This is a genomic window from Arthrobacter sp. 05T420 (genome assembly GCF_056396305.1).
Genome location: NZ_JBFTLG010000011.1, coordinates 98,051 through 116,821 on the forward strand (window position 1 = coordinate 98,051; position 18,771 = coordinate 116,821).

At 67.8% G+C, this 18,771-nt stretch carries 16 protein-coding genes; 6 read left to right on the plus strand and 10 right to left on the minus strand.

Annotation, left to right across the window (positions count from 1 at the left end; translation table 11 throughout):
• Window positions 1-71 precede the first annotated feature (71 nt).
• Both srmL and AC1DEM_RS12435 read left to right on the plus strand, forming a co-directional pair.
• Window positions 72-1,190 carry a PheS-related mystery ligase SrmL gene (gene srmL, locus AC1DEM_RS12430; protein ID WP_476884659.1) on the plus strand — a complete coding sequence of 373 codons (1,119 nt, stop codon included), beginning with the start codon at window positions 72-74 and terminating at the stop codon, window positions 1,188-1,190.
• Between the two features lie 305 nt (window positions 1,191-1,495).
• The gene (locus tag AC1DEM_RS12435) at window positions 1,496-2,422 is read left to right on the plus strand and encodes a GerMN domain-containing protein (protein ID WP_476884660.1); all 927 of its coding nucleotides are present in this window, start codon (window positions 1,496-1,498) and stop codon (window positions 2,420-2,422) included.
• A 131-nt stretch (window positions 2,423-2,553) separates the two neighbouring features.
• Here AC1DEM_RS12435 and AC1DEM_RS12440 read toward each other — a convergent pair whose 3' ends face one another.
• From AC1DEM_RS12440 to hrcA, 3 genes are all read right to left on the minus strand, one after another.
• Window positions 2,554-3,327 (minus strand): 16S rRNA (uracil(1498)-N(3))-methyltransferase, encoded by a 774-nt coding sequence (locus AC1DEM_RS12440; protein WP_476884661.1) that lies wholly within the window; start codon window positions 3,325-3,327, stop codon window positions 2,554-2,556.
• 2 nt (window positions 3,328-3,329) lie between these two features.
• The gene (gene dnaJ, locus AC1DEM_RS12445) at window positions 3,330-4,460 is read right to left on the minus strand and encodes a molecular chaperone DnaJ (protein WP_476884662.1); all 1,131 of its coding nucleotides are present in this window, start codon (window positions 4,458-4,460) and stop codon (window positions 3,330-3,332) included.
• Window positions 4,461-4,523: 63 nt separating this feature from the next.
• Window positions 4,524-5,537, minus strand: coding sequence for a heat-inducible transcriptional repressor HrcA (gene hrcA / locus AC1DEM_RS12450; RefSeq protein WP_476884663.1), 1,014 nt, complete (start codon window positions 5,535-5,537; stop codon window positions 4,524-4,526).
• A gap of 329 nt (window positions 5,538-5,866) precedes the next feature.
• On the opposite strand from hrcA, the gene AC1DEM_RS12455 reads away from it, so the two are divergent.
• Together AC1DEM_RS12455 and AC1DEM_RS12460 are read left to right on the plus strand one after the other, a co-directional pair.
• Window positions 5,867-6,718, plus strand: coding sequence for a DUF3097 domain-containing protein (locus AC1DEM_RS12455; protein WP_476884664.1), 852 nt, complete (start codon window positions 5,867-5,869; stop codon window positions 6,716-6,718).
• Window positions 6,719-6,861: 143 nt separating this feature from the next.
• Complete coding sequence (locus AC1DEM_RS12460) at window positions 6,862-7,281, plus strand: DUF4870 domain-containing protein (RefSeq protein ID WP_476884665.1); 420 nt, start codon at window positions 6,862-6,864, stop codon at window positions 7,279-7,281.
• A 126-nt stretch (window positions 7,282-7,407) separates the two neighbouring features.
• Here the strand turns inward: AC1DEM_RS12460 and hemW are convergent, their stop codons facing one another.
• The gene (hemW, locus tag AC1DEM_RS12465) at window positions 7,408-8,646 is read right to left on the minus strand and encodes a radical SAM family heme chaperone HemW (RefSeq protein WP_476884666.1); all 1,239 of its coding nucleotides are present in this window, start codon (window positions 8,644-8,646) and stop codon (window positions 7,408-7,410) included.
• A gap of 45 nt (window positions 8,647-8,691) precedes the next feature.
• Window positions 8,692-10,545: a translation elongation factor 4 gene (lepA, locus tag AC1DEM_RS12470; RefSeq protein WP_229993353.1), complete on the minus strand. Its 1,854-nt coding sequence runs from the start codon at window positions 10,543-10,545 to the stop codon at window positions 8,692-8,694.
• Between the two features lie 229 nt (window positions 10,546-10,774).
• Between lepA and AC1DEM_RS12475 the strand changes: the two genes are divergently transcribed.
• Window positions 10,775-11,368 (plus strand): type II toxin-antitoxin system PemK/MazF family toxin, encoded by a 594-nt coding sequence (locus tag AC1DEM_RS12475; protein WP_476884667.1) that lies wholly within the window; start codon window positions 10,775-10,777, stop codon window positions 11,366-11,368.
• A gap of 203 nt (window positions 11,369-11,571) precedes the next feature.
• Window positions 11,572-11,832: a 30S ribosomal protein S20 gene (gene rpsT, locus AC1DEM_RS12480; RefSeq protein WP_090581023.1), complete on the plus strand. Its 261-nt coding sequence runs from the start codon at window positions 11,572-11,574 to the stop codon at window positions 11,830-11,832.
• Between the two features lie 157 nt (window positions 11,833-11,989).
• Here the strand turns inward: rpsT and holA are convergent, their stop codons facing one another.
• From holA to AC1DEM_RS12505, 5 genes are all read right to left on the minus strand, one after another.
• Window positions 11,990-13,006, minus strand: coding sequence for a DNA polymerase III subunit delta (gene holA / locus AC1DEM_RS12485; RefSeq protein ID WP_476884668.1), 1,017 nt, complete (start codon window positions 13,004-13,006; stop codon window positions 11,990-11,992).
• A complete protein-coding gene (locus AC1DEM_RS12490) occupies window positions 12,940-15,105 on the minus strand; it encodes a ComEC/Rec2 family competence protein (protein ID WP_476884669.1) in 2,166 nt (721 codons plus the stop codon). Before AC1DEM_RS12490 ends, holA begins: the two co-directional genes overlap by 67 nt.
• 1 nt (window position 15,106) lies before the next feature.
• Window positions 15,107-16,144, minus strand: a complete 1,038-nt coding sequence (locus tag AC1DEM_RS12495) for a helix-hairpin-helix domain-containing protein (RefSeq protein ID WP_476884670.1) — start codon at window positions 16,142-16,144, stop codon at window positions 15,107-15,109.
• Between the two features lie 1,187 nt (window positions 16,145-17,331).
• Window positions 17,332-17,511 carry a hypothetical protein gene (locus AC1DEM_RS12500; protein WP_476884715.1) on the minus strand — a complete coding sequence of 60 codons (180 nt, stop codon included), beginning with the start codon at window positions 17,509-17,511 and terminating at the stop codon, window positions 17,332-17,334.
• 99 nt (window positions 17,512-17,610) lie between these two features.
• A complete protein-coding gene (locus tag AC1DEM_RS12505; protein WP_476884671.1) occupies window positions 17,611-18,720 on the minus strand; it encodes a DegV family protein in 1,110 nt (369 codons plus the stop codon).
• Window positions 18,721-18,771: the final 51 nt, after the last annotated feature.

The window sequence follows — 18,771 nt, forward strand, 5'->3', positions numbered from 1 at the left end:
GCGCCTAGGTCCTGGCGCCGGATTGAGTCGGGGGGAACCCCACCACTCGAATCCGAACACAAGGACCTGCCATGCTCACTTATCTCCGCCCGACCGAACTCCTCGACGCTTTGACCATCCGTGATCTTTCAGATCCGGACGGCCGGCCCCATGCCATGCAGACGCTGCTGCAGGGCATCATCGACGCTCTCTGCCGTGAATGGGGAGTGCCACAACGAATCGTCCGCCACAGCCCCCTGGTGAGTGTGGCCGACAACTACGATCGCCTGGGGTTCAGCGCGTCAGACGTGACGCGGGATCAAAAATACTCCCGCTACCTCAGCCCCACGGTCATGCTCCGCAGCCACACGTCGGCTTCCATCCCCTCGCAGCTGCGGGCACTGGACGACAACGCCTCGGTGGACGAGCTTTGGGCCGTCCCCGGTCTGGTCTATCGACGCGACAGCATCGACCGCACCCACGTGGGAACTCCCCACCAGGTCGACCTGTGGCGCGTCAGCTCGCGCGGACAACTCGATGCCGACAACCTGCAGGAGATGATCGGATCCCTGGTGCAGGCGGTGCTTCCGGAGGCACGATGGCGAGCAGTTCCAGCCGTGCATCCCTACACCAGAGAAGGCCTGCAGGTCGATGTCCTCATGGACGGAGAGTGGCTCGAACTAGCAGAATGCGGTCTCATGGCGCCTCATCTCTTCTCCGACGCTGGCCTGGATCCCACGAGGTGGTCCGGGCTTGCTCTTGGGATGGGCTTGGACCGGGCCCTGATGCTCCGCAAGGGCATCCCCGACATCCGGCTGCTGAGGTCCACAGACGAGCGAATCGAGAAGCAGATGTTGGACCTGTCCCGCTGGAAACCGGTCTCTCAAATGCCCTCCATCCGCAGGGACATCTCCATTGTGGTGCCCGCGGACATGGACACTGAAGTGCTCGGCGACCGGGTGCGAACAGCATTGGGCGAAAAGGCGGCGGACCTGGAAAGCGTCGAACTCCTGGCCCTAACCCCGCATGGAGACCTCCCCGCAACAGTGCAGGAACGACTTCGCATCTGCGATGGTCAGGCCAATGCACTGATACGTCTGGCGCTGCGTCCCCTGACCCGGACCATGACAGATCAGGAGGCGAATAAAATCCGAGACGACGTCTACTTGGCCCTGCATGAGGGGCCAGTCCGGGAGCTCATCGCAGGATAGAGCTGTGCCGGCCTTCCGCCCTGGCGTTAGGAACCTATGACTCGCGGGAATTAGGTATCAACTTTGTATCGGCCTCATATCGTTCCCGTTGCAGTTCCCGCGCCGGGGCCGAAACCCGGCTGTCGCGCCGCGCCCGTGTGCCATGCTGGAATCCCGCTGTCCCAGGATCGCCGGGCCGCTCTCCGGCAGGTGGAGGATGCTCGGCCACCGGCGGTCCAGGACGGCTATAAACAGATCATCGCCGCGGAGCGCGGGGCACAAGAAGGGACAGCGGCATCAGGAAGCGTGAAGTTCAGCAGTCAACGGTGGGGCGCGTCCGCCGCGCCGCGCTGGCGCTGGCGCTGCCCGCCGTCCTCCTCCTGTCCGGCTGCGTGGCAACACCGCAAAGCGGCATCACGAACTCCAGCAGCCCGTCGGAGCTCATACCCGTCCCGGCGTCGGGCGTCCCCACCACCAGCGCTCCGCTCGAAACTGCCCAGACGTCGAACAAGGCTCCGGTGTATTGGATCGGCCGGAGCAATGACAACGCGTTTCTCTACCGCGAGTTCCGTGACGTCCCGGATCAGGACAACCCCGTCACCCGCGCCCTTCGAGTGATGATGTCCCAGACGCCGCTGGACCCGGATTTCTTCACGCCTTGGCAGAACCCGAAGAAGCTGGCGACGTCGATTTCCGGCAAGAATGTCATCACGGTGGATGTCTCCGCGGATGCCTTCAACAGCAACGTGGATGCCGCCATGGCCGAGCGGGCCATCCAGCAGCTCGTGTACACGGCGACGGCTGCCGCGGCCAGCGCAGGCCTCATCGATGCCGGACAGCAGGCCCAGGTGGTTGTGCTGGTTGACGGTCACACCGACTACGTGGCCTTCAATCACGTCCGGCTGGGCGAGCCGACCTCCCGCAGCGCCGGGATGGTGGCACCTGTGTGGATCATCGATCCGCAGGAAGGCACGTCAGTGGCCGACGGTTCGGTCAAGATCAGCGGCCGGAGCACCGTCCAGGGCGGGAAGCTCCGCTGGGCGATCCTCAAGGTAGACGGCGACGGCGACAACGCCAAGACGGCCTACCTCAACGGCAACGCCACGGCCTCGGCCGACTCCACCCAGTCCGGGTTGTTCACCTTGTCCGTGAACCTTGCCCCGGGCAACTACGAAGTCCGTGTGTCCCAGGTGGACGCGTCCGACAGCGCCAAGGAAGTGTTCCAGGACACCCGCGGCTTCACGGTTAAATAGTCCGGTAAGTAGTCTGACGCATCGTCTAAATAGACTGACGCATCGTCCTGCGAGGCCAATAATTTGGCGCATCGAATGGTCTGAGGCTTCACATAGCCTTCACGTCAGGAAGCCGCCACGCCGGCGGCCGGTCACCACCGGCCGAGGACGTCGCTGGCCAGCACGGTGGCGGCCGGCCCGGCGGTGGACGAGCGCAGCACATGGTGACCCAACAATGCCGTGACCGCCCCTGCGTCGCACAACCTGGTCACCTCCCGCGGGCTGATGCCGCCTTCAGGGCCCACGATCAGCAGGACTTCACGGGACCCGGCGTCGCCGGGCGGTGCGGTTTCCAGCCATGATTCCAGGACGTGCCGCAGCGGGCGGACGGCATCTTCGTGCAGGATGACCGCGAGGTCCGCGGCCGCCACAGCCGCCTGCAGCCCGGCGCCGTCGACTGCCGCCCGGACCTCCGGGATCCAGGCGCGGCGCGCCTGCTTGGCAGCTGCCGTCACCACTGACTGCCATTTGGCGTGCGCCTTCGCGGCCCGTTCAGCCTTCCACCGCACAATAGACCGCTCCGCCTGCCAGGGAATGACGGCGTCGATGCCCAGTTCGGTGGCCGTTTCGGCCGCGAGTTCGTCGCGGTCGCCCTTGGCGAGGGCTTGGACCAGGACCAGTCTGGTCCCGGGCCGCGGCTCATCGGCAAGGCCGAGGCACTCGACGGTCAGCTCACCGGGCAGCGCGGCCATCACCTTGCCGGTCAGCCGTTTGCCCGCGCCGTCGGCGATGTCCACGGCCTCGCCGACGGCGATCCGCTTGACGGTGACGGCGTGGCGGGCCTCGGGGCCCTCCAGGACGAAGGCGGAGCCGGGGACCTGCTGATCCAGCGTGCCGGGGGCGGTGAAGAAGACCGGGTTACTCACCGCTACAGGTTACCGAGCCGGTCCCGGAGTTTGGCGAAGACGCCGCCGCTGGCCGCGAGCTTTCCGGCCGTGAAGTGTTCGCCGCGCAGCTTGGCAAGCTGGCGGAGCAAGTCTTCCTGGGCGGCGTCGAGCTTGCCGGGCGTTTCGACCTGAAGGTGCACTTTCAGGTCACCGCGCCCGTGGCCGCGGAGGTGGGTGACACCAAGGCCGCGCAGGGTGATGATCTCGCCCGACTGGGTGCCGGCCCGGACGTCAATCTCCTGCTGCCCGTCGAAGGTATCGAGGCTAATTTCGGTGCCGAGTGCGGCGGCCGTCATGGGGATGTTGAGGCTCGCGTGCAGGTCGTCGCCGTCGCGGACGTACGTGGCGTCATTGTTGACCCGGATCTCCACATACAGGTCCCCGGCCGGACCGCCGGCGGGGCCCGCCTCGCCCTGGCCGGACAACTGGATGCGGGTGCCCGTACCAACGCCCGCCGGTACCTTGACGGTCAGCGAGCGGCGGCTGCGGATCCGGCCCTGGCCGTTGCATTCGTTGCAGGGGTCCTTGATGACGGTACCGAAGCCCTCACAGGATCCACAGGGGGCCGAGGTCATGACCTGGCCCAGGATGGAGCGCACAGCGCGCTGGACCTGGCCGCTGCCGCCACAGATGTCGCAGCGCACCGGGTGGGTGCCCTCGCGGCAGCAGGAGCCATCGCACGTCGGGCAGACGACAGCCGTGTCGACCTCGAGTTTCTTGTTGACGCCGAAAACCGCCTCGCGGAGGTCGATACGCACGCTGATCAGCGCGTCCTGGCCGCGGCGGACCCGGGAGGCCGGGCCGCCCTGGCCACCGCCCGCCCCGAAGAAGGTCTCGAAGATGTCTTGGAAGGCGAAGCCCTGGCCCGAGTAGCTGCCGCCGCCGAAGCCGTTGTCGGTGCCGTTCTCGTTGCCGGTGGTGTCATACACCCGGCGCTTCTGCGGATCGGAGAGGACTTCATAGGCGTGGGTGACGGCCTTGAACCGGTCCGAGGCGTCTTCTCCCGGGTTCACGTCCGGGTGCAGGGTCCGGGCCAGTTTCCGGTACGCCTTCTTGATCTCCTCCCCCGTTGCGTCGCGGGAGACTCCAAGAACGTCATAGTGGCTGGTCAAAGTTTGTATCTCTTCCTTTTTGTACTGCCGGTGGGGCAAGAAGTCGCGTTGGTCCCGGGCCCGTCAGGGCCCCAGGATCCTCGAAAGGTAACGGGCCACCGCGCGGACGGCGGCCATGGTGGTGGGATAGTCCATCCGGGTGGGTCCGAGGACGCCGACCTTGGCCGTGGCGTCCGGCCCGTAGGCGGTGGCCACCACCGAGGCCTCGGCGAGACCGTCGTAGGGGTTTTCCCGGCCAATGCTGACGGTCACACCGCGCGGGTCTTCGGCCATTTCGCTGAGCAGGCGGAGCATGACCACCTGTTCCTCGAGCGCCTCCAGCACGGGGCCGATGCTGAGCGGGAAGTCCACATTGGATCGTGCCAGATTGGCCGTGCCGGCCATGACCATGCGCTCCTCGCGGCTGGTGGTGGCCAGGGCCTCCAGGCCGCGGGCCAGCGCCTGCGCCGGACCACGGCGCGCGGGCGGGCCACTGGCGACGACGGCGGGCAGCAGCTGGGGCAGCAGGCTCAGCGGGGTCCCGGAGAGGCTCGCCAGGAAGCGGGTGCGCAGCTCCGCCAGGGCGTCGTCGGGAATGTCCTGCCCGACATCGATGACGCGCTGCTCCACTTTGCCGGTGTCCGCGATGAGGACAATCAGCACCTTCCGGGGAGCCAGCAGCACAAACTCGATGTGCCGCACCCGGGCCCGGCTGAGCAGCGGATACTGCACGACGGCGACCTGGTTGGTCAGGTGGGAGAGGAGCCTCACGGTCCGGTCGAGGATGTCGTCGAGGTCCTCGGATCCTTCCAGCAACGCCTGGATTGCCCGGCGCTCGGCCTGGGACAACTGCTTCACCGCTGAGATCTGGTCGACGAAGAGCCGGTAGCCCTTGTCGGTGGGGATCCGGCCGGCGCTGGTGTGCGGCGCCGTGATCAGGCCCTCGTCCTCCAGCGCCGCCATGTCATTTCGGATCGTGGCGCTGGACACACCAAGATGATGCCGCTCAACCAGCGCTTTGGAACCAACGGGCTCACGCGAATGGACGTAGTCCTCCACGATGGCGCGCAGCACTTCGAGTTTGCGCGGTTCGCTCACGCTCCACCTCCAATCGACGGTCCCGCAGCCGGTGCCGCCCGCGTTGTCCGGTTCGCGTCCAGAAGTAGTACCCAGAGGTAATACAGAGACGGCCGTCTCCGGACAAGGGTTAGCACTCGACATGCCTAAGTGCTAACCAGTCTAATATGAGTCGCCGCGTTGTTAGCATTGGATTCGCTCCAGGCGTGGCCCGCGGGGTTGCGATTCCCGTCACGCCGGTGCCGGGACCGTGGCAGCCGCTGCCGTTGCCGCGCCGTCGCGGTCCGGTTCCGGACCCGGAGAGTTCCACCAACCGCCGTACATTCCGAGTGCAAAGTAAGCGTGTAGAGATGTCGTACCAGAACTGGGGACCCCAGGACCTGTCCGCCCCCGCCAAGACCCAGTTGCCGGAAGTCCCGGTGGAACGCGGGATGGTCCTCGAGGAGGTCCAGTCCGGCTGGGTGGGAGCCGTGACCCGCGTGGAGAAGTCCGGCGGCATGCATGTGGTGGCGCTCGAGGACCGGCGGGGCAAGTCCCGGTCCTTCCGCCTCGGCTTTGGCTTCCTGCTGGAGGGCCAGCCGATCCAACTGATGCCGCCGGCCCCGAAGAAGGCGGCCCCGGCCTCCGGTGCCGGCCGCACGGCGTCGGGCTCGGTCCGGGTGGCGGGGCACCGCGCACAGGTGGCCAAGGCCAGCCGCATCTGGGTGGAAGGAAAGCACGACGCCGAGCTGGTGGAAAAGGTATGGGGCGATGACCTCCGCGTGGAGGGCATCGTCGTCGAACCCCTGCACGGCATTGACGACCTCGCGGGCGCCGTGGCGGAGTTCGGTCCGGGCCCCGGCCGCCGCCTCGGCGTTCTCGTTGACCACCTGGTGCCAAACTCCAAGGAGTCACGGATCGCTGACGCCGTCATGGCCTCACCGGGCGCCGCCGGCAACGTCCTGATTGTGGGCCACCCTTATGTGGATGTATGGCAAGCCATCCGGCCTGCGGTCCTGGGTATTGAGAAGTGGCCCGTGATCCCCCGCGGAGTCGACTGGAAGACAGGCATCCTGATGGCTTTCGGGTGGCCCCACTCCACGAAGGAGGACGTCGGCGTCGGCTGGCAGAAACTATTGGGGGCGGTCCGCAGCTACGCGGACCTCGAGCCGTCCCTGCTGGGCCGCGTGGAAGAGGTCATTGACTTCCTCACCGTGCCCTAGTTTGCCGCGGCGGACGCTCCCTGATCTCCATTTCCGCGCCCAAGCAAGTATTCTTGGAACGGTGACCGCGCTCCCAGCACGGTTCCGGCTATTCCAGGCACAACCTGGCAGCAACGCATCACCGCAATCCGAAGGGCTTCACCGTGGCAGATAACGCACGCGAACAGACGGGCAACCAGGCCGGCCATGGTCAGCCCCCGTACCATGGCGTTCCGGCAAATGCGCTTCCGCTGACGGCCAGCGAGGACCGGCAGTGGGCCACGCTGGCGCACTTCGGCGGCATCCTGGGCTGCGTGCCGTCGCTGCTGATCTATCTGATTTTCAAGGACCGCGGCCCGTTCACTGCGCAGGAATCCAAGGAAGCCCTCAATTTCACGCTGCCGCCGACCCTCGCCGCGGTGCTCGCCAATCTGCTCGTCTTCATTCCCGTGGTGGGCAATCTCTTCGCCGTGCTCGCCACAGTGATCTGGATCGCCGTGACGTGCTTCTCGGTGGCGGCAGGCATCCACGTCAACCGCGGCCAGCCGCACCGCTACGAATTCAACCTGCGCTGGATCAAATAGCCCAGCCCGGACGCAAGCAAGAGAGCCGGCCGCTGCCCGTCAGGGCAAGCGGCCGGCTCTATTCGTGTGCGGGTTTCATGTGCGGGTGCTGCGTGCGGCGGCCCCGGAGGGTCCTAGTCGGCCCGCTCAGTCCGGCAGGAGCCTGCGGACCACTGCGTCGGCCAACAACCGGCCCTTGAGCGTGAGGATGAGCCGGCCCTTGAAAGCGGCCGCGGGATCCACTAGGCCGTCGGCAATCAGGCCCGCGACGGCGTGCCGGCCGGTGTCCCCCAGGCCGCCCAGGCTCGGGATGTCGAGTCCGGAGTTCAGCCGGGCCTCGAGCATGACGCGTTCCACGTTGCGGGTTTCGGTGTCCAGCGTTTCGCGTCCGGCGGCGGGTGAGACCCCGGCGCCGAGGCGGTTGGCGTAGGCGGTGGGGTGCTTGACGTTCCACCACCGGACGCCGCCCACGTGCGAGTGCGCGCCTGGTCCGATGCCCCACCAGTCGTCCCCCCGCCAGTAGGCGAGGTTGTGCCGGCAGGCCTGCTCGGGGGTGCGGGACCAGTTGCTGACCTCGTACCAGGTGAGCCCGGCCGCGGAAATCAGCTCGTCGGCGAGTTCGTACTTGGCGGCGTGGTCGTCGTCGTCGATTCCGGGCACTTCGCCGCGGCGGATCTGCGCCGCGAGCTTGGTGCCATCCTCAACAATCAAGGCGTAGGCGCTGATGTGGTCGGGCGCGTAGGACAGTGCCGTCTCGAGCGAGCAGCGCCAGTCACCCAGCGACTCCCCCGGCGTCCCGTAAATAAGGTCGAGGCTGACCGCGAGCCCCGCGTCCCGCGCCCACTGCACCACTTCGGGCACCCTGCTGGGCGTGTGGGTGCGGTCCAGGACCTTCAGGACATGCGGAACGGCCGACTGCATGCCGAAGGACACCCGGGTGAACCCGGCGTCGGCGAGCAGCTGGAGTGATTCGGGGGTGACGGAATCCGGGTTTGCCTCGGTGGTCACCTCGGCCCCGGGCTGCAGGCCCCAGGCGCCGATCGCGGCCGTGAGGATGCGCGCCAGGTCCTCGGCCGGCAGCAGCGTGGGCGTGCCGCCGCCAAAAAAGACCGTGCCGAGCGGGCGCGCGGGCAGGCCGCTGAGCTTCAGGGCCTCGGCGGCGAAATCCACCTCCGCGATCGCTGTGGCGGCGTAGGCGTCTTGGGAGGCCCCGCCGCCCAACTCCGTGGCGGTGTAGGTGTTGAAGTCGCAGTACCCGCACCGGACCGCACAAAACGGGATGTGCACGTACAGCCCGAAGGCACGCTGATCGGCGCCCTCGCGCGCCTGGGCGGGCAGGAGCCCGTCCGGCGGCGCCGGGTCACCGAGAGGAAGAACGCTAGGCACGGGCCAGGCCTGCCGATACTGCAGCAACAGTCATTACCAGCACCGCTACTTCTTGGCCTTGTCCTTGGACTCGTCCGTCGTGAGCGCGGCGATAAAAGCTTCCTGCGGCACTTCGACGCGGCCCACCATCTTCATGCGCTTCTTGCCTTCCTTCTGCTTTTCGAGCAGTTTGCGCTTTCGGGTGATGTCACCGCCGTAACACTTGGCAAGGACGTCTTTGCGGATGGCGCGGATGCTTTCGCGGGCAATGATCCTGGAGCCGATGGCGGCCTGGATGGGCACCTCGAACTGCTGGCGCGGAATGAGTTCGCGCAGCTTGCCGGTCATCATGACGCCGTAGGCGTAGGCCTTATCGCGGTGCGTGATGGCGGAGAAGGCGTCAACCTGCTCGCCCTGGAGCATGATGTCCACCTTGACGAGGTCGGCCACTTGTTCGCCGTCGGCCTTCCAGTCCAGCGAGCCGTAGCCTCGGGTCTTGGACTTGAGGATGTCGAAGAAGTCGAAGACGATTTCGGCCAGCGGCAGGCGGTAGCGGATTTCCACCCGGTCCTCGGAGAGGTAATCCATGCCGCCCATGACGCCGCGCCGGCTCTGGCACAGCTCCATGATGGCGCCGACAAACTCGTTCGGCGCAAGGATGGTGGCGGAGACCATCGGCTCGCGGACTTCAGCGATTTTGCCGGTGGGGTACTCGCTGGGGTTCGTGACGTGGACAATTTTCTTGTCCTCCAGCGTCACCTCGTATTCCACGTTGGGGGCTGTGGAAATCAGGTCCAGGTTGTACTCGCGCTCCAGCCGCTCCCGGGTGATTTCCAGGTGCAGCAGGCCCAAGAAGCCCACCCGGAAGCCGAATCCCAGTGCGGCGGACGTCTCAGGCTCATACACCAGCGCGGCATCGTTGAGCATCAGCTTCTCGAGCGCATCGCGGAGCACCGGATAGTCGGTGCCGTCCAGCGGGTACAGGCCGGAGAACACCATCGGCTTGGCGTCTGCATAGCCGGGCAGGGATTCGGTGGCCGGTTTGGCAAGGTTGGTGACGGTATCGCCCACCTTGGACAGGCGGACGTCCTTCACTCCGGTGATGAGGTAGCCGACTTCGCCGACGCCGAGACCCTTGGAGGGGGTGGGCTCCGGGGAGCTGACACCGATCTCGAGGAGCTCATGCGTGGCGCGGGTGGACATCATCTGGATGCGTTCGCGCGGGTGCAGCATGCCGTCGACCACGCGGACGTAGGTGACCACACCCCGGTAGGTGTCGTAGACCGAGTCGAAGATCATGGCCCGGGCCGGGGCGTTGGGGTCGCCCACGGGGGCCGGCAGGTCGCGGACGATCTTGTCCAGCAGGACCTCGACGCCCATGCCCGTCTTGCCGGAGACGCGGAGCACGTCGTCGGGGTCGCCGCCGATCAGGTTGGCAAGCTCCGCCGCGTACTTCTCCGGCTGGGCTGCCGGGAGGTCGATCTTATTCAGGACCGGGATGATGGTGAGGTTGTTTTCCATCGCCAGGTAGAGGTTAGCGAGGGTCTGGGCCTCGATGCCCTGCGCCGCGTCGACCAGCAGGATCGCGCCTTCGCAGGCGGCGAGCGAGCGGGAGACCTCATACGTGAAGTCGACGTGCCCGGGGGTGTCGATCATGTTCAGCGCGTAGCTGGTGCCGTCGAGTTCCCAGGGCATGCGGACGGCCTGGGATTTAATGGTGATGCCGCGTTCGCGCTCAATGTCCATGCGGTCCAGGTACTGGGCCTTCATGTCACGGGACTGGACGACGCCGGTGAATTGAAGCATCCGGTCGGCCAGTGTGGATTTGCCGTGGTCAATGTGCGCAATGATGCAGAAGTTCCGGATGATGGCCGGATCTGTTGCGGCGGGCACCGGGGCGGTGCGGGCCATGGGAGACACGCAGGGTCCTTACTGTTGGCATTAAGGTTGGCTTGTCCACGGGTCGGCGCGGATGGCTGGTTTCCCATCCTGCGACGTGGCGCATTTGTCGTTCCTATAGTCTCCCACGTCCGGGCCGGTGGCAGTGCATCCCTGCATTGCGTTGCGGGCCCTTGTCAGTCCCGCGGTTACTCCGCGCGGCCCTGCCGGCTCCCCTCTCCCCCACTGGGGTTCCCGGTATGGTTTCCCCATGGCTTGGAACTTACGATCGATCGGCAACGCGGTCCGCGACGCACTCCGCTACCTGGACAAACTCGGCGGCTCCACACCGGGGACCACCCGCAGACCGGCGGCAAAACCTGCCGGGAAGCCTGCGGGGAAGCGGCGGCCGGGCCAGGCACGGCCCCGCGCCACGGGCGGTGCACCGGCTGCCGGGCTGACCGGGACGTATCCCGGCGACTTCGAGGGCCGGGCGGCCGTCCGCTACGCCCCCGCACCCAACGGCCTGCCCGAACCCGGCGAAATCGTCTGGACCTGGGTGCCCTATGAAGAGGACTACTCCCAGGGCAAGGACCGTCCGGTGCTGCTGGTGGGCACCAGCGGCCGGTATCTGCTGGGCCTGATGCTCACGAGCAAGGACCACGACGGCGACTCCCGCCGGTCGGATGACTACGTGGACATCGGCACGGGCCCGTGGGACCGCCAGTGGCGGCCCAGCGAAGCCAAGCTGGACCGGGTTCTGCAGATCAACGCGAAGGACATCCGGCGCGAGGGTGCGATCCTGGACGTAGGGCGCTTCAACCTCATCGCAACGGCCCTGCGGGAGCGCCGCGGCTGGAGCTGACCCGCCACGCGCCCGGTGCGGCGGCGGATTGCCGGCCGTACTCGTGCCTGCACCTTCATCTCTGCTATTATTTACAGCTGTGTGTCCGTGCAGGTCGACGGCCACAGATGGTTGGTCGCCATAGGTATCCCCACGCCGCTCAGTCAATGGCCAATCTGAAAGCCCTCTAGACCATTTTCCGCATTGAAAAAGAGAGTTCACACGTGGCTAATATCAAGTCCCAGAAGAAGCGCATCCTGACCAACGAGAAGGCTCGCCTGCGCAACAACGCAGTCAAGTCCGAGCTGAAGACGGCCATCCGCGCCGTCAACACCGCCGTTGAGTCCACCGACAAGGATGCTGCCGCTGCAGCACTGGTTGCAGCCGGCCGCAAGCTGGACAAGGCTGTCAGCAAGGGTGTTCTTCACAAGAACAACGCTGCAAACCGCAAGTCCGCGATCTCCAAGAAGGTCAACGCACTCTAAGGTTTCCAGTTCACTTGAACTGATGATTGTGGCCGGCACCCCATGGGTGCCGGCCACATCCAGTTAAGCCGCGAGTCACATCCAAATATCTTTACGCCAACTGGCAGCGGACGAACCTGGCCCGACACGCCGGGCGGGCGGACCCGAACCCCTTGCGTCAGGACCTGCGGACCGAGGTGGCAATCACCGTGACCGCATGCTCCACGGCATAGACGGGATCCCGGGAGAGCCCCTTGACCTGGGCGTCGGCCTCGGCGGTGACCTGGATGGAGCGGACCAGCCCCTCGGGCGTCCAGCGTCGCACTTCCCGCTGGGCTTGTTCGACGAGCCAGGGCTGCATTCCCAACTGCTTGGCGATCTGCGAGGACGACCCCTGCGCGCCGGCCACTTTGGCGAGGGAGCGCAGCTTGGACGCCAGGGCCGCCACGATCGGTACCGGATCCGCGCCGGTGGCCAGGGCGTGGCGGAGTGTGGAGAGGGCCAACGGGCCGTTGCCGGCCATCGCGGCGTCGGCGACCTTGAAGGCCGATGCCTCGACCCGGCCACCGTAGTACTTGTCGACCATGGCGGCATCCACGCCGGTGGTGGCGTCAGCGATCAGCTGGCTGCAGGCGGCGGCGAGTTCCGCGAGCTGCGCACCGACCGCATTGACGAGGGAGTGCACGGCGTCGGGGTCGATACGACGGGAGGCCATCTTGAACTCGGACGTGACGAAGGCGATCTTCTCGGCGTCCTTCTTGAGCGGCTGGCAGTCGACAACGGGCCAGCCCGCGGCCTTGATGGCGTCCAGCAGCTTCTTGCCCCGGACTCCCCCGCCGTGGCGGAGCACCAGGACGGCGTCCGGTTCCGGCTGCGCGACATACTTCAGGGCATCGGCGAGGAAGGCATCGTTCATCGCCTCGAGCCCCTCGACCTCGATGAGCTTCTGTTCGCCGAACAGTGAAGGGCTGACATTCATGGCCAGCGACCCGGCCGCGTAGCTGCCGGCATTGAGCCGGGTAATTTCGACGTCGGGCGCCGCCTCGCGGACCTGCCCGCGGATACGATCCATGGCACGCGAACCCAAATAGTCTTCCGGGCCGCCGACCAAAACTACGGCAGCCGGTGTCACGTCGCGCCAGGTGGCGGTGTTCGACGCCGAGGTCCTGGGCCGTTGGGTCTGGGCAGCAGCCACTCGTGATTCCTCCCGGAAGTTGGTTTGCGGACTCTAAGGGTCCCACGCCCGGACCGGTGCTCCAAGCCGCGCCTGACGGCCCCCCGGGCCGCCGACCGTGCCGCCGCTCGTGACAATCCTTCGAGGACGACAACCACCCGCGCGTGCGCCGCCAGGACGGCCTGGACAACCGCGGCCGGGTGCAGGGTCAGCCACGCCGCTGCCAGCACGGTCGCGGAAAAGGCGCCCATGGTGGCTGCGCCGAAAGCCCCTTCCGGCCATGGCAAAGCGGCGCCCGGGAGCGCCGCGAAAAAGCGGGCGATCCCCGCCACAGCGCCGGCGAAGAAGGCAGCAGCGGACACCAGGAGCCCCGCTGCGGCAGGGACGGCGGGCAGGAGCGCCGCAGCGGCGGTGCCAAGCAGTGTCACTGGCGCCACGAGCCCTGCAGCGGCCACGTTTGCGGGCAGTGTGTACGCCCCAAACTGGGGTTGCAACAGCACGATCGCCGGGGCGCAGAACAGCTGGGCGGACAGGGGGACGGCAACGCCCGCCGCGGCCCAGCGCGGCACCGCGGGTGGCACCCAGTCCATGATGCGACGTCCGGTGACCACAATTCCCAGAGTGGCCAGCACCGAGAGCAGGAATCCAAAGCTGATGGCCAGGACCGGCTGTGCCAACAGCAGGCCGATGATGGCAAGGCACAGCAGGCTGAGTCCGCGCCCCGCCCGCCCAAAAGCCACGGACGCGAGGCCGATGCTGCCCATGAGCGCGGCCCGCAGGACACTGGGATCCGGTCCCACCATGAGGACGAACAGCGCCAGTCCGGCGAGACTGGTCGCGGCGGCCGCCGTGCGCGGAAGGCGCAGCGAGCGGGCGATGAGCAGCAGGGTCCCCAGGACCAGACTGCAGTTCGCGCCGCTGACGGCGGTCAGGTGCGTCATGCCCACCGTCTTCATGGCAGCGTCCAATTCCGGATCCAGGGCGCTGGTGTCGCCGGTGACCATGCCGGGCAGCAGCCCGGCGGCGTCGCCCCCGGCCCGTGCCGACGCGGCCGTGAAGGAACGGCGCAGCCCACCGGGACCCTGCTGCCAGGGCCCCGGTCCCTGCAACACCAGTGGAGGGGACGAGGCCGACAGGAGCCCGGCCACCGGGTCGCCGGGTGCGGCGGGCCGGAGCCTGCCCGTGGCGCGCAGGCGCTGGCCCGGAACTGCGTGTTCCCATGCCGCTCCACCCATGACGACAAGCCTGGCCTCGCCGGCAACCGTATGGCCGCCCAAGGTCATCGTCTTCAGCATCACGGGGACTGCCCAGCGGTCCGCCAGCCCGCCGGATCCAGGAATCCTGAGCCGCCGCGGGGCGCCGGCGATATCCAGTTCCGCGACGACGGCCGCGTGGTCGGCCACTGCGTCAGCGATGGCGCCGTCATGCCGCTGGGACGCCTCGACGGCAGCATGTGCGCCCGCCGCGAGGGACAGCAACAGTGCCACAGCCACAGTGGCGGGAAGGCTGCGTGCTGCCGCCGGCCCGGGGCGGGGGCGGTGCCGGGTGGCTTCCCGCACAGTCTGGGGGCGCCGGACCCTTGCGTTCCGAATCCTGGCGCTCCGGACCCTGGCGCTCCGGGCTGTGCCGCGGCCGAGCCCGGCCCGGCCGGCGGTGCCGCGGCCTGCCAGGTAAAGCAGGATTCCGGCGGCCGCCGCCAGCGCCGCGCAGAGACCCGCCAGCCCTCCAGGGGACAACCAATTTCCGGCCACAGCCGTCCCCCAGACAAGGAGCACAGGTAATACCAGCCGAAGGTCCGTCCGCCGGGTCCGTTCCGTTGGGCGCCGACCCAAGGAGGTCTCACGCGCGGACCGGGACAGCAGGCGGCCGGTGAAGTGCCCGGCAGAGAGGCGCAGGCCCGATCCACGGACCCGACCGTTGCCCACCGGGGCCTCGTGTTCCGCGCGCTGCGGGGACTGGACGGCGGAATCGACGTAGGGCTGCCAGCGGCTCCGTCTGGCTGCCGCAGGACCCCGCAGGCTGGGCCGACCCACGCCGCGGCGCGCCTCGTCCTGCCGTCCCACGTCGCCGTCCCGCCTTGCCACGCCCTGCTGCCCCACGTCAGCGTCCCGCCGTGCCATCTCAGATGCCCACTAGCGGCAGCAGGGCCTCTAGCAACTTCGGACCGATCCCGTCAACGGCGTCGAGCTCCTGCACGGTCTTGAAGCGCCCGTGCTGTTGACGCCAGTCCACGATGCGCTGCGCCAAGACCGGACCGACGCGCGGGAGAGTCCCCAGTTCCTCGAGGCTGGCGGTGTTGAGGTTAATCTTTCCGCCACCGCTGCCGTGACCAGTGCCGCCCGTGGCGGAAGCGGACGCAGGTGGGCCTCCCGCGGGTGCATCGGCCTGATCGGGTTCGCCGCGGATGGGCACCAGGACCTTCTGGCCGTCCTCCACCACCGCCGCCAGGTTGAGCCGGTCCGGATCCGCTTTGTCCGTGGCGCCGCCCGCCGCCAGGATCGCCTCGTAAAGCCGACTGCCCGAAGGCAACTGAACCACCCCCGGCCTGAGCACGGCGCCGGCAACATGGACCTCGATGCTTTCCGGCCCCGCGCTGGCATCCTCTCCTGCCGGCGCGATGGTCTCACTGGCTGCCGGATCGGCTACTTCCTCCACGGCCGGGGCGGACTCGCTTAACGCGACCACCTGCGCGCCGCCGGTACCGGCCTGCCACCAGAAGCAGCCGCCCAACACCGCGGCAAGGACGCCCAGCAGAGCCGCCGCCCGCACCCCGGTCCTGGCCCGCAACCACGCGGAGAGCGGCACCCCTGCAGTGTCCCCGCGCCCGCGGTGCTCCCCGGCGTGCGTTCCGGCGCCGCCGGCACTGCGCCTCCCGACACCACCGGCCGCCGGGGCCGCCGGGGACGGGACGGGGAGGCCAGACGCCGGCACACCCAACAGCCCCCGGGACAGATCCGCTGCCCGGTCCGCACCCAGCTGCATCCCCGAACTCCAGGCCGGCGGCGAATTTCCGGCGCCCCAGCCGGACGGTGAATCAACGGCGTCCCCGGCATTCCCGCCGTCGGGGGCATCCCCGGCATCTCTCAGCGTCGACGCCAGTCGTTCACGGGCAACCTTGACTCCAGTGGCGGATTCAGCTCCCGGGTTTCGGCGTGACATGGAAGTGACTCTAGGCATCCCTCACCCACGCCGACATCCGGCACGAGACGTATGTGGAAATACCCGAGTGATACGCGTAATTTCGTGGCACCGTGCAAGTATTCCCTACGGTGGTGCCCACCCGGACCCGGTGGTAACGTCTGGATCCAATCGAGAAAACTTTGCCGGCTGGGGGCAACCCTGATCGCCTGGATGTGACCATCAGGCGTCGAAAGCTGGTGTGCAATGAAGTGGTTGTTTGGGCCTGCGGCGGTCCTGGCTCTGGGCGGCACTATGTTGCCCCCGCCTGCTATGGCAGACACAACGCAAGCTACCTCCACCCAGACCGTCAACATTTCCGTTGACGGCAGCTTCTGCCCGCAGCACGGTCTCTACGGCATAGCGCATGTGACGGTCGACGGCACGGCAGGAATGAGGGCCGACCAAAACTTCATCTGGACCACCAAGACGGCCGCCACGGCGATTCACTCGGTTCCACCCAGTGGCGCAGTCGGCAATTTCACGGTTGTCTACCACTGCAACGTCCAGGTCTTCTGGTGGCTGGAGCCCGGCGCTGCCCGCAGGGCAAATGCAGCCCTGTGGGTCAACGGCTCGAGCCCGCAGCCGAGTTACACCATCAAGCCGAATCAGCCGGCCACCGCTCCGACAAGCGCACCAGTCCCCGAGCCCACAACAGCGCCAGCCGTCGAGCCCACGACAGCGCCAGCCCCCGGGCCAACCACGGCCCCGACCCCCGCGCCGTCGGCCGCGCCAGCTAACCCGGCCCCCGCGCCGTCGGCCGCGCCGTCGATTGCGCCAGTCCCCGGGCCGACCACAACGCCGGACCCCGATCCAACTGCCGCTCCACCGCCCGCGCCAGTAACCGAACCAACCACCGCGCCAGTCCCAGCGCCAACAACCGAGCCAAGCCCGACTCCATCGCCTGCGCCAACCACCGCGCCGGTCCTCGCGCCAACAGCCGACCCAACCACCGCTCCACCGCCCGCGCCGGCAACCGACCCGGCCCTCGGGCCGACGACCGCGCCCGCGACCGCGACCGCGCCGGCTACGCTGCAAACGACGCTTGGCCTCACCACCGACCCGGCCCTCGGGCCGACAACCGCGCCCGCGACCGCGCCGGCTACGCTGCAAACGACGCTTGGCCTTAGAACCACGCATAGCTCGTAAGGCGCAGCTTCAGTTCGGAATTACTGCTGGTAGGTGATGTAAGCCTCGTACTGAACCCGCCATTTGTCAGCGGCCTTGGGATCCGGGACGGTGGTGGTAAGGAACTGGACGCTAGTCACTTGGCCCTTGAGGTATTTCAGCCATTTGGTCACCTCTTCGGCAACGTCGCGATCTAACTGAGCTACGTGGTGCACCTGCATTGCCATGGCGTCCTCCGGGTTCGCTGGGTTCGGTGGAGTGACTTTACCCCCGGCGCCGGCTCCCGGCCAGCCTTTCGCCCATCAAGGAGGACCCCGGCGCTAGTCGCCAGCGTGCGCGGTTGCCCGGCCGGCGTCCGGTTCCCCGCCGTCCACCACTCCGGCCGCCGGGGTGCGGCGGTCCGCAGTGGCGTCGCTGGAGCCGCTCGCGTCGCCGGCCCCGCTGCCGCTCGAGCTCCCGGGGGTGCTGCCCTCCCCCACGATCACCGCCAGCACGCCGAGCCCCGCGTGGGCGGCCAGGACGGCAGGGAGTGCGCTGATCTGGGCCGGCGGACAAGACGGCAGTGCCATGGCCAGGCGCCGGGCAAGCTCCTCGGCCTCGGCCCGGTTTCCAAAGTGGTGTACTGCCAACCGCGCATGCCCGGCAGGACGCGTGGAGGCATCGGCCACAACGATTTCTTCCAGCCGTGCGATGGCCTTCGCCGCGGACCGAACCCTTTCCAGCGGGATGATCCGGCCATCTTCAACCGCCAGGATGGGTTTGATGGAGAACATGGTTCCCCAGAGCGTGGCCGCGGCCCCTATCCGGCCGCCCCGACGCAGCTGTTCCAGGCTTGGAACATAGAAATACACTTTGGTGCGGTCCAGCCGGTCCTGCGCGAAGGCCAACACGCCGGCAGCATCCCGGCCATCGGCGGCCGCGACGACGGCGCCCTGCACGCCCATCCCCTGCGCCATCCCCACGGTCCGTGAGTCGAGGACCTCTACCGGGATGCCGACCCGTTGGGCCGCCAGGCGAGCGGAGTCGGCGGTGCCGGACAGCGCACCGGCGATGTGAATCGAGACCACGGACTGGAAGCCATGCTCACTGGCGGCCCGGTAGGCGTGTTCAAATTGCCCCGGTGACGGACGCGAGGTCTTGACGGACTTGCCGCTGGCGAGGGCCACGGCGATTGTCTCGGTAATGTCGTCCTCGCCCTCGCCGTAGATTTCGGCGCCGACCATCACGGGCATCGGAACCACGGTCAGCCCGCCGTCGGCGGCGAAGGCCCGGATCCAGTCAGCTGGCAACGCGGCGGCAGAGTCTGTGACCACCGCAACCTGCACGACGGCGGCAGGAGCCACATCGGGGACACCATGCCGGGGGCCCGGGCGAAGGCGAAGAAGCCGCTCGCGCAGCCATGGCCAGCCTGGCGACTCGCGGTGTGGCACCCGGGACCTCCTGCTAGTCGGGACGCATGGGACTTTTTCGCCGGCCAGGGC